Origin of the sequence: Actinoallomurus sp. NPDC050550 (assembly GCF_040655075.1) — a bacterium.
GTDB lineage: Bacteria > Actinomycetota > Actinomycetes > Streptosporangiales > Streptosporangiaceae > Actinoallomurus.
This window is the reverse complement of the sequence record NZ_JBFAJC010000005.1, coordinates 347,946-360,931: the sequence shown is the minus strand read 5'-3', so window position 1 is coordinate 360,931 and position 12,986 is coordinate 347,946. Positions and strand designations below refer to the sequence as shown.

Sequence of the window (12,986 nt, the reverse complement as noted above, 5' to 3'; positions counted from 1 at the left end):
GCCGGGACGGGGGGCCGCTGATGGTGCCCTACCGCTCGATCCTCTTCGCCCCCGCGCACAAACCCGCCTGGGTCGCCAAGGCGCTGGCCGCCGGAGCCGACGCGATCGTGCTCGACCTGGAGGACTCGGTCCCCGGCCACCTGAAGGAACAGGCCCGTACGGCCATCGCCGAGTCGGTCGCCGACGTGCGGGAACGCGACGGCCGGGTCGGGCTCTTCGTACGCCCCAACGCGCTGGACACCCGCCTGACCGGCGCCGACCTGGAGGCCGCGGTGGTGCCGGGCCTCACCGGCGTCTTCGCCCCGAAGATCGGCGAACCCGCCGACGTCATCCGGTACGACGCGCTCCTCGACCACTTCGAGCACCGCAACGGCGTCACCGGACTGCGGTACATCGTCCCGGTCGAGACCGTCGGCGCGATCCAGCGCGCCCGGGAGATCGCGCTCGCCTCGCCCCGCATCGGAGCGATGATCGGCCCGACCGCCGAGCACGCCGACATCGCGCGCGCCGTCGGCTACCAGTGGACCCCGGAGGGGGACGAGACCCTCTACCTCCGCAGCCGCGTCCTGCTGGCCTGCCGGGAGGCCGGCATCCACCCGCTCACCGCCCTGTGGGAACGCCTCGACGACCTCGACGGCCTGCGGGAGTTCGCGCGGCAGGGCCGCCGGCTGGGCTTCCGCGGCATGATCGCGATTCATCCGTCGCACGTCGCGACCATCAACGAGGTCTTCTCCGCCTCGCCCGACGAGATCGCCTTCCACGAGGGGCTCGTCGCCGCGTACGAGCGTGCGGCCGCCGCCGGCGACGGCGCGGTCCGGTATCGCGGTCTGCACATCGACAAGGCGCACGCCGACACCGCGCGCGCGTGGCTCGCCCACGTCGCCGCCACGCCCGGGACGCCCCCGGGCGCCGTACCGAGCGGAGGCCGGGAATGAGCGACAAGGTGACCGGCCGGGCACGACAGCCTGTGAACGAGCGGGCGTCGGACGGGCGCGCAGGGGCCGCCGGCCCTCCGCTCGCCGGGGTGACGGTGCTGGAGCTCGGGACGATGTACGCCGCCCCGACGGCCGGCCGGATGCTGCGCGACTTCGGCGCGCGCGTCGTCAAGGTCGAGGACCCGGCGACCGGCGACTACGCCCGGCACTGGACGCCTCAGCACGAGGGCCTCGCCCTCGGCTTCGCCCGGCTCAACGCGGGCAAGGAGTCGGTCGGCATCGACCTGCGGCGGCCCGCGGGCCGTGACCTGGTCCGCCGGCTGGCGGCCCGCGTCGACGTCGTGCTGGAGTCGTTCCGGCCCGGCCGGCTGGAGGAGTGGGGCCTCGGCTACGACGTGCTCGCGGCGGACAACCCCGGGCTGGTGCTGACGCGCGTCTCCGGATTCGGGCAGACCGGTCCGTACCGCGAGCGGCCGGGCTTCGGCACGGTGGCCGAGACCGCCAGCGGGTACGCGTTCACGAACGGCTGGCCGGACAGCCCGCCGACCTCGCCGCCGTTCGGGTTCGCCGACTCGATCGCCGGGATCTCCGCGGCGTACGGCACGGTCACGACGCTGCTGGCGCGGTCGCGAACCGGCCTCGGCGACGTCGTCGACGTCGCGCTGTACGAGCCGCTGATGTTCATCCTCGGCGACATGATCCTGCGCTACACGAGCACCGGGGAGATCCAGCAGCGCGTCGGGAACGGCTCGGGCTCGGCGTCGCCGCGCGGCATCTACCGGGCGGGGGATGGCCGGTGGCTGTCCATCGCCGCCTCGTCGCAGCGGATCGCGGTCCGGCTGTTCCAGGCGATGGGGCACCCGGAGTTCGCCGACGATCCGCGGTTCGCCACCAACACGGCGCGAATGGAGCACAACGACGAACTGCAGGGAATCGTCGCCGCCTGGGTGGCCGCCCGGCCGCGCGCGGACGTGCTCGCCGACCTGGACCGGCACGAGGTCGTCGCGGCACCGGTCAACGACGCGCGGGACGTCGTCGAGGATCCGCACTTCCGGGAGCGCACGCTCGTCGACCTGGCTGGAACCGTCCTCGGCCCGGCGCTGGTCCCCGGCCCCATCCTGCACCTGGGCGGGTACCCGGGGCCCGTGTACGACGGGGTACCGGAGATCGGGGAGCACACCGAGCCGGGCCTGCGCGAGCTGCTCGCCCTGTCGTCCGCGGAACTCGCCGGACTCGGCGCGGAGCGGGTCGTGGGCCCGCTGCGGGCGGGGGTCCGGTGACCGGGGGTGTCGAGGAAGGTCGCGTCCGGCCGGTGCCGCGCGGCGTGCCGATCGACCTCGGCGGCCGGGTGGCGCTGGTGACCGGCGGCAGCCGCGGGCTCGGCCGGTCGATCGCGATGGGGCTGGCCGAGGCCGGCGCCGACGTGGTCATCGCCAGCCGCAAGCTCGACGCCTGTGAGCGGGCCGCCGCCGAGATCGGCGCGGCGACCGGCCGGCGGGCCCTCCCGTACGCCTGTCACGTCGGGCACTGGGACGAACTCGACGGCCTCGTCGACGCGGTGTACGCGGAGTTCGGCCGGCTCGACGTGCTGGTCAACAACGCCGGCATGTCGCCGCGCTACGACACCGTCGCGGACGTCGGCGAGGAGCTGTTCGACAAGGTCATCGGGGTCAACCTCAAGGGACCCTTCCGGCTGGCAGCGCTCACCGGCACCCGCATGGCCGCCGCCGGCGAGGGTTCGATCATCAACATCAGCAGCACCGGGGCGGCGCGTCCCCGGGCGGACATCGTGCCGTACGCCGCCGCCAAGGCCGGCCTCAACGCGATCACCGTCGGTCTCGCGCACGCGTTCGGACCGGCCGTACGGGTCAACGCGATCATGGCGGGCACCTTCCTCACCGACGTCAGGGACTCCTGGGACATGGCGGCGTTCGCCGAGCGTGCGGACCGCTTCGCGCTCCGCCGGGGCGGCCGGCCCGAGGAGATCGTCGGCACGGCGCTGTACCTGGCGAGCGACCTGTCCTCGTACACGACCGGGTCCATCCTCACCGTCGACGGCGGAGGAACATCATGATCATCGACGTGCACTGTCACGCGTGGCCGGACGCGCTCGCCGAACGGGCGCTGAGCGGCCGCGTTCCGCAGCTGGAGCGGCACGGCGACGGCCGGATCTCGAGCCTGCGCGACGTGCTGACCCGTTCGGGGGTGGACCGCGGCGTGCTCCTCGGCATCGCCGACACCGCCCGGCACGTGGACGGCGTCAACCGGTTCGTCGCCCGCGAGCGCGGCGACCGCCTGCTGGGCTTCGGCACGGTGCATCCGGACCTGTCGGCCGAGGAGAACCTCGCGAGCCTCCGCCGGAACGGCATCCCCGGCGTGAAGCTCCACTCGCTGTTCCAGGGGTTCGCCTATGACGATCCGCGCTTGTGGGACGTCCTCGAGGTGTTCGGCTCGGAGATCGCGGTCATCGCCCACGTCGGCGCGGGAGGTGACCGGCGGAGCAACGAGCGGGCCACGCCGGCGATGGTCCGCGACATCGCACGCCGATTCCCGGACCTGCGGCTGATCGCCTGCCACTTCGGCGGCTACCACCGTCTCGACGAGGCCGAGGACGTGCTCCTGGGAGAGAACGTCTACCTGGAGACGTCGTGGCCGCCCACGATGGCCGAGGTCGACCCCGACCGAGTCCGGAAGATCATCGACCGGCACGGCGCCGACCGGGTGGTCTTCGGCTCGGACTGGCCGATGGCCGACCCCGCACGGGAGATCGCGGCGATCCGCGCCCTCGGCCTGTCCGACGAGCGGACCGAGGGCATTCTCGGCGGCAACTTCGCCCGCCTGATGGGGCTGAACGGGAATGACTGATCGTGTGCACGGCAGTGGTGACGTCCTGCTGGAACAGCGCGGTGACGCCACCTGGATCACCCTCAACCGTCCCGAACGCCGCAACGCCTACGACCCGGCGATGGCCGAGGCGGTCGCGGAGGCCATCGACGCCGCGAACCGCTCACGGGCGGTGGTGCTGACCGGCGCCGGAGGCGCGTTCTGCGCGGGCGGCGCGCTCGCCGGCCTCGGCGAGCCCGACGTCACGGAGATGCGCGGCCTGTACCGCGCGTCGCTGCGCCTCTTCGACGCCGTACGGTCCTGCCCCCGACCGGTCATCGCCGCGGTCAACGGTCCGGCCGCCGGCGGCGGGAACGAACTCGTCGTCGCCTGCGACCTGGCGATCGCGGCCGAGTCGGCGACGTTCGGCCAGACCGGTCCGCGCGTCGGGAGCTCGCCGGTCACCGGCGCGACCAACGTCATGGGCGTGCAGATCGGGGAGAAACGGGCCAAGGAACTCGCGATGCTCTGCCGTCGTTACACCGCGGCCCAGGCCCTGGAACTCGGCCTGATCAATGCCGTCGTGCCCGATGACGAGCTCATCCCGACCGTCGACGCCTGGGTGGCGGAACTGGCCGTGCTCAGCCCGCGCTACCTGGAGATCACCAAGGTCAGCTCGAACGTCTGGTGGAACGCCGCCCGCGACTCCTTCAGCACCGGACTGGGCATGCTCGTCCAGTCCATCGGCAGCCCGGACATGGCCGAAGGGGCGCGGGCGTTCCTGGAGAAGCGCCGTCCCCGGTTCCCCGACCCCGACAGCTGAGGAGCTTCCCGTGCACATCGTCGTGGTCGGCGCGTCGCTGGCCGGCGTCCGCACCGTGCAGGCCCTGCGCCGCAGGGGATCCGACGCCCGCATCACACTGATCGGCTCCGAACCGCGTGTCGCGGCCGACCGGCCCCCGCTGTCCAAGACCTACCTCGCTGACCCTGGGGCCGAGGCGCCGCCCCTGCTGTCCGCGGACCGCTTGGCCGAACTCCACGTCGACACGCGCCTGGGCAGGCGGGCGACCGGTCTGGACCTCGGCGACCGGACGGTCGCCCTGGACGCCGGCGATCGGGTCCGCTTCGACGCGCTCGTCGTGGCGACCGGGTCGGCTCCGCGTCTCCTCCCCGGCGTACGGCCGGGCGGCGGCGTGCACGTGCTGCGCACCCCCGAGGACGCCGCCGCCATCCGCGCCGGCTGCCGGCCGGGCGCCCGTGTCGTCGTCGTGGGCGGTGGGTTCATCGGTGCCGAGGTCGCCTGGACCGCCCGTGGCCTGGGCTGTGAGGTCACGATCGTCGAGCCGCGGGCTGCCCTGATGGAGCGCGGCCTCGGGCCGTACCTCGGCGCCGCCCTCACCCGGATGCACACCCGCGCCGGAGTGACGCCGCGGCTCGGCACAGGCGTGGCAGCGGTCGAGCGTGCCGGGGGCGATGTGGCGGCGGTGGAGCGTGCCGGGGGCGATGTGGCGATGGTCGAGCGCTCCGGGGTTGATGCGGCAGCGGTCGAGTGCGCCGGGGGCGATGTGGCGGGGGTGGAGCGGGCCGGTGCCGACGGCGCGGGGACGGACGTCGCCGGTGATCCGGGCCGTCGTCCGGTCACGGCCGTCCGGCTCACTGGAGGTGAGTGCATCCCCGCCGACCTGGTCGTACTCGGAGTCGGGGCGGTGCCGGAGACCGGCTGGCTGACCGGCTCGGGGCTCACCCTGGACGACGGGATTCTCTGTGACGAGCACCTGGCCGCGATCGGCGCGCCGGGTGTGTACGCCGCCGGCGACGTCGCCCGCTGGCACCATCCCCGGTACGGGGAAGCGGTCCGCGGCGAGCACTGGACCAACGCCGTCGACCACGCCGCCGTGGTGGCCGCGAACCTCACCGGCGACCACGTCACCTGCGACGCCGTACCGTACGTCTGGTCAGACCAGCTCGGCGGGCGGTTGCAGATCTATGGGCGGTTCCGGCCCGAAGACGAGGTGCGGATCGTGCACGGCGACCCGGAGGACGGGCGTTTCGTCGCCGTCGCCGGTGACGGCGGAGCGTTGCAGGGGGTCGCGGGATTCGGCGTCACCCGAGAGCTCGCCCCGTTCCGCAGGCTGCTCCTGGCGGGAGGAACCTGGCAGGAAGCACTGGACGCGCATGGTGATCTGGCGAAGGGACTGCGATGAGGTTCGGTCTGGCCATCATGAACGACTTTCCGCCGGAGGTGGTGCCGGCGGAGCGGATCGGCGGGCTGCGCGAGCAGGTCGCCGCCGCCCGGGAGGCGGGTTTCTCCTCGATCTGGATGCTGCAGCACTACCTCGGCACCATGCCGACCCTCCAGCCGCTGCCGACGCTCGCCGCCCTGACCGCCGAGACCGGCGAAATGGACATCGGCACGAACATGCTCATCCTGCCCTTGCACCATCCGGTCGAGGTCGCCGAGCACTTCGCCACACTCGACCACCTGTCCGGCGGCCGGGTGATCGCCGGGTTCGGCATGGGCTACCGGGAGAACGAGTTCCGTTCCTTCGGCGTCCCCTTGGACGAGCGGAAGACCCGGTACGAGGAGTCCGTGGAGATCATCCGGGCGTTGTGGTCGGGGAAGCCGGTCAGCCATCGAGGCGCGCACTTCGCCCTCGACGAGGAGCGGATCAGCCTGCCCCCGGTCCAGCCGGGCGGCCCGCGGATCTGGGTCGGCGCGGGCGCGCACCGCACCGGCGCCCGCCGGGCCGCCCGCCTCGGCGACGGCTGGATCGTGGCACCGCACGTCTCACCGGACCGGCTGACGACGGTGCTCGGCTGGCACCGGGAGGAGACCGAACGGCTCGGAGACGAGCGCCGGCACGAGTACGTCATCCGCCGCGAACTCGTCCTCGACCACGACGGCGACCGCGCACGAGAGATCGGCCTGCGCGCCCGCGGTGCCCTGACCCGCGCGTACGCCGCGTTCAACGCGCCCGACCGGACCGCGTCCTACCGTCACCTGACCAGCGCCGAGGCGGCGAAGGAGGTCGCCGACGAGTCGTACATCTTCGGCACACCGGAGCTGGCCGTCGACCGGCTCCGGGTCCTGGAGCGGCTCGGCGTCGGATACGTGATCCTGCGAATGCAGTGGTACGACCTGCCGCAGGAGCAGGTGCTGGCGACCATGCGCCTGTTCCGCGACGAGGTCATGCCGTACTTCACCGACCGTACGGGCCCACCTTCCGCCACCACCTTCACCGACTCAGCTGCGTGTCAGCCGTGATTCGGCGATGGCGAGACCGGTGATGGCCACCAGCAGGAGGGCCGTGCCCGCGGTCGTCGCCAGGGTGAGCCGCTCGCCCAGCAGCAGCACCGCCAGCGCGGCGGCGCTGACCGGTTCGATCAGCATCACCACCGCCGCGGTGGCCGTCCGTACGGCGGCCGCGCCGGCGAAGTACAGCGGGTAGGCGAGCGCGGTCGTGACGACCGCCACGTACAGCATCATCAGTACGACCCGTCCCAGGTGCGCCGTGTGCGGCCACAGGCCCTCACCCCACGCGAAGGGAAGCATGATGACCGCGCCGATGCCGAACGACCACACGGTGAGCGAGTAGGGGTCCTCGCCGGTGCCGTCTCGGCCGGTCCACCGGCCGAGGACGTTGGCCACCGCGTATCCGGCGGCCGACAGCAGCGCCAGCCCGACGCCGAGGGGACGGACGACGCTCTGCTGGTTGCCCAGGACGAGGATCGCGAGGCCGGCCAGGGCGCCGCCGACCGCGAAGAACCCGATGTGGCGTCGCAGTGCCCGTCATCGACACGATCCCCGGGCACGCCGAGGCGGCCGTCGACATGGCGCTGGCCGATGTGAGGCTTTGCGTGGGCTGAGGCTGGGTGGCATCAATGACCATCGACGAACATGACCGTCTCGTCGAGCGGCGCCCGGCCCGTACGGGCGTAATTCACCGTCACGTCCTCGAACCCGATCGACATGCCGCAGAAGAGGATGAGCTCGCCCGGCGGTGACACGACCTCTGCGACGCTCCTGTGAAACTTCGCCCATGACATCTGCGGGCAACTGTGCAGCCCTTCGGCGCGGAGCAGCAGCATGACGGTCTGCAGATACATGCCGACGTCGGCCCATTGGGGCGAGCCCATGTCACGGTCGATATAGCAGAACAGGGCGGCGGGCGCGCCGAAACAGTCCCAGTTCGCGGAAGCGGCCCTCTGGCGCGCTGTCAGGTCCTCGTGCGAAATACCGAGCGCGCCGTAGCGCTGCTCACCGAAGGCGAATTGGCGCTCGTGGTACGGGGACTTCAGTGCGGGCGGGTACTGCTCGTACTCCGGCTCGTCCCAGGGGTCGCCTGCGGCCAAGCGCTCGCCGGCACGCTTTTTGACCTCGGCCAGCGGCCCGCCGGTCAGCACGTAGGCGTGCCACGGCTGAATGTTCGATCCCGACGGCGACCAGGCCGCGGCGGACAGCACGCGCTCCAGCGTCTCCCTCGGCACGTGCCGATCGGTGAACCCGCGCACCGCCCGTCGGCTCGTGACCGCCTCATAGACGTCCATGATCGCCTGGCTCCCGTCCGCTCGACGTGCTCCACCTCCGTTACATCCAAGATAGTATCACTCGATACCGTATTGGCTGTAACTATCGTCGAGTACGGATCCTCAGCCCTTGGTCCCCGCCTCGGGCATTCGCTTTGGGAGAAAGTCCATGGCCACACTGCTGCACATCGACTCGTCCGTGTTCCCCGGCGAGGCGTCCTCGTCCCGTTCGGTCACGGCCGCCTTCCGCAAGACCTGGGAGGAGCAGCACCCTGAGGGCACGGTGATCTATCGCGACCTCGCCGCCGACCCCGTCCCGCACATCACCGCCGACGCCTGGTCCGCCGGTTACGCCGCCCCCTCCGAGCACACCCCGGAGCAGTCCGCCGCGTTCGCGGCGCGCGCGAAGCTCATCGAGGAGTTGGAGCAGGCGGACGCCGTCCTGATCGGCGCCCCCATGTACAACTACTCGATCCCATCGACCCTCAAGGCGTGGCTGGACGGCGTGCTCCTGCCCGGCCGCACCTCGGGCGAGTCCCCCTCCGCCCAGGGCACCCCGGCCGTCGTCGTCGCCAGCCGAGGCGGCTCCTATGCGCCGGGCACCCCGCGTGAGGGCTACGAGTTCGTGCAGAACTACCTGGAGGTCGTCCTCCGGGACACCCTCGGCCTGGACCTCGACTTCATCGTCCCGGAACTCACCATGGCCACCCGAAACCCGGCCATGTCAGAACTGGTCCCCCGCTACGAGGACTCCCGTAAGCGGGCCTTCGAAGATGCGACCGCCAAGGCCAGGGAACTCGCGGAGCACCTCGCCGCGTAACCCCGGGCCGTGGACGCCGTGTGACGCCTCGATGCGGCACGTCACACGGCGTCGTCGCCGCCTGGGGGATAGGCGAACCGGGTCAGCAGATCCCTCAGCTGACCGGACTCGCCGGACCCCAGATCGGCGACCAGACGTTCGGCCAGCGGCTCCGCCGCGACATGGGCCGCATCGAACAGTTCGAGTCCCTGAGGTGTGATCTCGACTGCCCGCGCCCGCCGGTCCCCTGGAACGGTCTTGCGAACGGCCAGTCCCCGACGCTCCAGATCGTCCACGATCCGCATGATCCCCGCCTTGTCCGACCCCGTCGCCGCCGCCAGGTCCCGCTGCATCGTGGGCCCGCGGTCGACCAGCACGATCAGCACGGCGAAGTGCCGCAACTCGATGCCGAGCGGCCGAAGCGCCTCTGTCATCACCGCGGCCGCGCGCCAGTGCGCGCGGCGCAGCAAAAGGCCGAGAGCGAAAGGCGAGGCGTCCCCGGGACGGTCGGTCGCACGCGAGGCGGTGGTTCGGTGAGGAACGTCGGCGGTCATGAAGCCACGTTACATTCGATATGGTTTCGCGTGAAACTAAGTGCGGCTACGCTCGTCCGGCACCGGAATATCACGGCGGCCGATCCGTCGACCGCACGGCCACCTCTACCTGGACGCCCGAGGGATCAGTCGTCCCAGCCGTCACCGCCCCAACCGTCGCAGCCCCAGCCGCAGCCGCGACCGAAGCCGCCGCCGAAGCCGTCATCGGCGATCGCGACGTTGTTGTTCCGGTTACTGACGCGAACCCCGACGGAGACCCGGTTGACGTTCACGTTGACGTTTCCGCTGCGGGCGTGATGCCGATGCTTCCACGTCGGGACCTGGGCGGACGCGGGCGAACTCGTGAACATGAGGCCTGCGGCGGCAGCTGTGAGCGCCAGCCCGCCGAACGCACTGGTCTTTTTGAGCACGTCATCTCCCTTGCTTGCTTGAAATGGCACCGTTAGGACACTTGCGCCCGATTTGAGCGCTAAGATCCTGCTTCCCGCGCCAGTCAGCTGATAGGGCAAGTGTTCGGTAAGGTCGCTTTAAAATAGGCAGGCCCGGCTGTCCGGCGCGGTCGTCGCCGCCGCAATGACCGCCCTCACGCGCGGCGGCCGCCGTCGACGCGACACGGAGACGCGACCATTAGCAGCCGGTCGATGGCACGGCATCGCGGTTCCAGCGCCTTCCGGCAAGCAGAAGGCATTTTTCGGCCAATTCACTTCCTGCCGCTCAGCGGAAAGCCGCCGTCCAGCGGTTTCGGTGGCGCTTACGGTGTGGGCGCACGACGTTTCCCTGGCGCCAACGGTCCAGGCGGCGGCCTGCCCGGTGAGGGCAGACCGCCGCCGTACGCGACGGGCCGTCAGCGGGTGACTTCGACGCGGGTGTTCAGGCGCAGGTCGGCCGAGGAGGAGCCGACGGAGACGGCGCGCAGGCCCGTGCCCACGGTCCACCGGTGACTCGTGCTGTCCCAGTAGCTGAGCCGGCGTTCGCTCACGTCGATCCGGACGCGACGTGACTCACCGGGCCGCAGGGAGATCTTCTGGAAGCCGGCGAGTGACCGTACGGCCTGGGGCTGGGACACACCGGGCGCGGCACCGAGGTAGAGCTGTGCCACCTCCTGTCCCGCGCGCCGCCCCGTGTTCGTGACGGTGAACGTCGCCTCCAGCCCGTTCCGGCCCGGCCGCACCGAAAGCCCGTGGTAAGAGAAGGTCGTGTAGGACAAACCGTGGCCGAAGGGGAACAGCGGCCGGACATTCTGCTTGTCGTACCAGCGGTAGCCGACGTAGATGCCCTCTGAGTAGTCCTCCTGCAGGTCCACCCCCGGAAAGCGCCTCGGGTCTCCGGCGACCGGCGTACGGGCTTCGGAGGCGGGGAACGTCTGGGTGAGCTTTCCGGACGGATCGACGTCCCCGAACAGCAGCCGGGCGGTGGCCTCGGCGCCTTCCTGACCCGGGTAGTACATGTCGAGGACGGCGGCGGTGCCGTCCAGCCACGGCATGGTGACCGACGAGCCGGTGTTGAGGACCACGACCGTACGCGGGTTCGCCTTCGCCACCGCGGCGATGAGCTCGTTCTGGTTTCCGGGCAGCGACAGCGATGACCGGTCGGAGCCCTCGGTGCCCTCGTCGTAGGCGAAGACCACCGCGGTCGTGGCCTTCTTCGCCGTGGCGGCCGCCGTGGCGATGTCGGCCTGCACGGTCTGCGGCGTGGACCAGGCGAGCCGTACGCTCTGCGCCGCGTCGGCCGGCGCGGTCGTCTTCACGGCGAGCGTGTGCCTGCCGGCGGTGAGCTTCAGCGTGACCGGCGCGTTGGTCAGGCCGTCGGTGGTCGGGATGAGGCTGCCGCTGAAGAACCCGCCCGCGGTGATGACGTCCTTGCCGTCGACGGTCACCGTGCCGCTGCCGCCGGACGTCTGCAGGCCCAGCCGGTAGTCGCCGGTCTCCGGCACGGTCAGGGTCCCGGAGTACGAGAACGACTGTCCGGCGGGCACCTTGTCGCCCCCGGTGCGGTCGATCGGCGTCGCGGGCGACAGCGCCGACGCGGGGATCGGCACCCCGTCGAGGTTCTCGCCGACCGAGTAGCCGACCTGGGCACCGCTTCCGGCCCGTGCCTTGATCGCGTCGAGGGGGGCCTTCGCGGACTCCGGGATCACATGGGCGCTGCCACCGCCGCCGACGAGCGGCGTCCGGGCGGTCGGGCCGACGACCGCGATGCTCTTCGCTGCGCCACCGGTGAGAGGCAGCGCGTCGTGCTGGTTGCGCAGCAGGACCGCGCCGGACTCGGCGACGGTCTGCGCCACCCGCGCGCCGCCCACCGCGTCGCGGGACGGCCTCGCCTGCTTCTTGAGCAACCCGAACCGCTCCATCTGGCCGAGGATCCGGGCCACCGCCTCGTCGAGGGCGGACGTCGGGATCTTCCCGTCCTGCAGCGCGGTGCGCAGCGGCTCCTTGAAGTACGCCGTGAAGATCGGGCCGTACGCGTCGCCCGGCATCTCCTGGTCCAGGCCCTTGGTGATCGCCTCAGCGGAGTGGGTGGCGCCCCAGTCCGACATCACCCAGCCGCGGAACCCCCACTGCTCCTTCAGGATCGAGTTCAGCAGCTGTTCGTTCTCACAGGCGTAGGAGCCGTTGACCTTGTTGTACGAGCACATGACCGCGCCGGCGCCCGCCTCGACCGCCGCGTTGAAGCCCGGCAGCTCGATCTCGTGCAGCGTCTGCTCGTCGACGTTGACGTTCACCGCCGGGCCGAACACCCCGCGGTCGGTCTCCTGGTTGTTCTCGGCGTAGTGCTTGACGGTGGCGATCAGCCCCTGGGACTGGATCCCGCCGACCTCGGCGGCGACGGTCCGGGATGAGACGAGGGGGTCCTCGCTGAACGTCTCGAAGTTCCGGCCCGCGTACGGCACCCGGATGGTGTTGACCATGGGGGCGAGCAGGACGTCTTGGCCCAGCGCGCGTCCGTCCCGTCCGATCACCCGCCCGTAGGCGCGGGCGAGCCCCTCATCGAACGACGACGCCAGCGCGACCGGCGCCGGCATCGCCGTGGCGTGGGCGGTCACCCGCACACCGGCCGGGCCGTCGGTCAGCCGCAGCTCGGGGATGCCCAGGCGCTTCACGCCGGGGATGTATCCGGCCTCGCCCAGGGCCTTGGGGTCGCTGGTACCGCTGACGAACGTGAGCTTCTCGTCCAGCGTCATGGCGCTGACCAGCGACCGCACCGTCGCCGACCATGCCGACCGCCCTGCCGCGGGGGCGGCGATGGCCGGGCCGGCCGTGGCCGAGCCGAGAAGCGTCATCAGCGCGGCGAGCGTGGTGACGCGGAGCGCTCGGCCCGTTCGTCGCCGGGAGACGGGTCGTCTCATGG

Annotated in this window: 13 protein-coding genes; 8 read left to right on the top strand and 5 right to left on the bottom strand. The window is 71.6% G+C overall.

All coding sequences use genetic code 11. From position 1 onward, the window contains the following. The first annotated feature begins 20 nt into the window (after positions 1-20). The 7 genes from AB0I04_RS10060 to AB0I04_RS10030 are packed head-to-tail and all read left to right on the top strand — an operon-like array spanning position 21 to position 7,023. A complete protein-coding gene (locus AB0I04_RS10060; protein WP_360881683.1) occupies positions 21-935 on the top strand; it encodes a CoA ester lyase in 915 nt (304 codons plus the stop codon). Then, positions 932-2,215: a CoA transferase gene (locus tag AB0I04_RS10055; RefSeq protein WP_360881681.1), complete on the top strand. Its 1,284-nt coding sequence runs from the start codon at positions 932-934 to the stop codon at positions 2,213-2,215. Before AB0I04_RS10060 ends, AB0I04_RS10055 begins: the two co-directional genes overlap by 4 nt. Next, positions 2,212-3,009, top strand: a complete 798-nt coding sequence (locus AB0I04_RS10050) for a glucose 1-dehydrogenase (RefSeq protein ID WP_360881679.1) — start codon at positions 2,212-2,214, stop codon at positions 3,007-3,009. The genes AB0I04_RS10055 and AB0I04_RS10050 overlap by 4 nt, the downstream gene beginning before the upstream one ends. After that, complete coding sequence (locus AB0I04_RS10045; protein ID WP_360881677.1) at positions 3,006-3,800, top strand: amidohydrolase family protein; 795 nt, start codon at positions 3,006-3,008, stop codon at positions 3,798-3,800. The genes AB0I04_RS10050 and AB0I04_RS10045 overlap by 4 nt, the downstream gene beginning before the upstream one ends. Then, entirely contained in the window at positions 3,793-4,581 is a 789-nt protein-coding gene (locus tag AB0I04_RS10040) for an enoyl-CoA hydratase/isomerase family protein (protein WP_360881675.1), read from the top strand. Before AB0I04_RS10045 ends, AB0I04_RS10040 begins: the two co-directional genes overlap by 8 nt. Before the next feature lie 10 nt (positions 4,582-4,591). Further along, positions 4,592-5,962 carry an FAD-dependent oxidoreductase gene (locus tag AB0I04_RS10035; protein ID WP_360881673.1) on the top strand — a complete coding sequence of 457 codons (1,371 nt, stop codon included), beginning with the start codon at positions 4,592-4,594 and terminating at the stop codon, positions 5,960-5,962. Further along, positions 5,959-7,023 carry an LLM class flavin-dependent oxidoreductase gene (locus AB0I04_RS10030; protein WP_360881671.1) on the top strand — a complete coding sequence of 355 codons (1,065 nt, stop codon included), beginning with the start codon at positions 5,959-5,961 and terminating at the stop codon, positions 7,021-7,023. The genes AB0I04_RS10035 and AB0I04_RS10030 overlap by 4 nt, the downstream gene beginning before the upstream one ends. On the opposite strand, the gene AB0I04_RS10025 is transcribed toward AB0I04_RS10030, so the two are convergent. Together AB0I04_RS10025 and AB0I04_RS10020 are read right to left on the bottom strand one after the other, a co-directional pair. Further along, positions 7,003-7,437, bottom strand: coding sequence for a DMT family transporter (locus AB0I04_RS10025; protein ID WP_360881766.1), 435 nt, complete (start codon positions 7,435-7,437; stop codon positions 7,003-7,005). The genes AB0I04_RS10030 and AB0I04_RS10025 overlap by 21 nt on opposite strands. Positions 7,438-7,637: 200 nt before the next feature. After that, complete coding sequence (locus AB0I04_RS10020; RefSeq protein WP_360881669.1) at positions 7,638-8,306, bottom strand: nitroreductase; 669 nt, start codon at positions 8,304-8,306, stop codon at positions 7,638-7,640. 148 nt (positions 8,307-8,454) lie between these two features. Here AB0I04_RS10020 and AB0I04_RS10015 point away from each other — a divergent pair, with 148 nt between their 5' ends. Continuing rightward, positions 8,455-9,105 (top strand): NAD(P)H-dependent oxidoreductase, encoded by a 651-nt coding sequence (locus AB0I04_RS10015; RefSeq protein WP_360881667.1) that lies wholly within the window; start codon positions 8,455-8,457, stop codon positions 9,103-9,105. A 41-nt stretch (positions 9,106-9,146) separates the two neighbouring features. On the opposite strand, the gene AB0I04_RS10010 is transcribed toward AB0I04_RS10015, so the two are convergent. The 3 genes from AB0I04_RS10010 to AB0I04_RS10000 form a co-directional block, all read right to left on the bottom strand. Next, the gene (locus AB0I04_RS10010) at positions 9,147-9,638 is read right to left on the bottom strand and encodes a MarR family winged helix-turn-helix transcriptional regulator (RefSeq protein ID WP_360881665.1); all 492 of its coding nucleotides are present in this window, start codon (positions 9,636-9,638) and stop codon (positions 9,147-9,149) included. A gap of 125 nt (positions 9,639-9,763) precedes the next feature. Continuing rightward, positions 9,764-10,048 (bottom strand): hypothetical protein, encoded by a 285-nt coding sequence (locus AB0I04_RS10005; protein ID WP_360881663.1) that lies wholly within the window; start codon positions 10,046-10,048, stop codon positions 9,764-9,766. A gap of 434 nt (positions 10,049-10,482) precedes the next feature. Further along, the gene (locus tag AB0I04_RS10000) at positions 10,483-12,984 is read right to left on the bottom strand and encodes a glycoside hydrolase family 3 C-terminal domain-containing protein (protein ID WP_360881661.1); all 2,502 of its coding nucleotides are present in this window, start codon (positions 12,982-12,984) and stop codon (positions 10,483-10,485) included. Between the last annotated feature and the right edge of the window lie 2 nt (positions 12,985-12,986).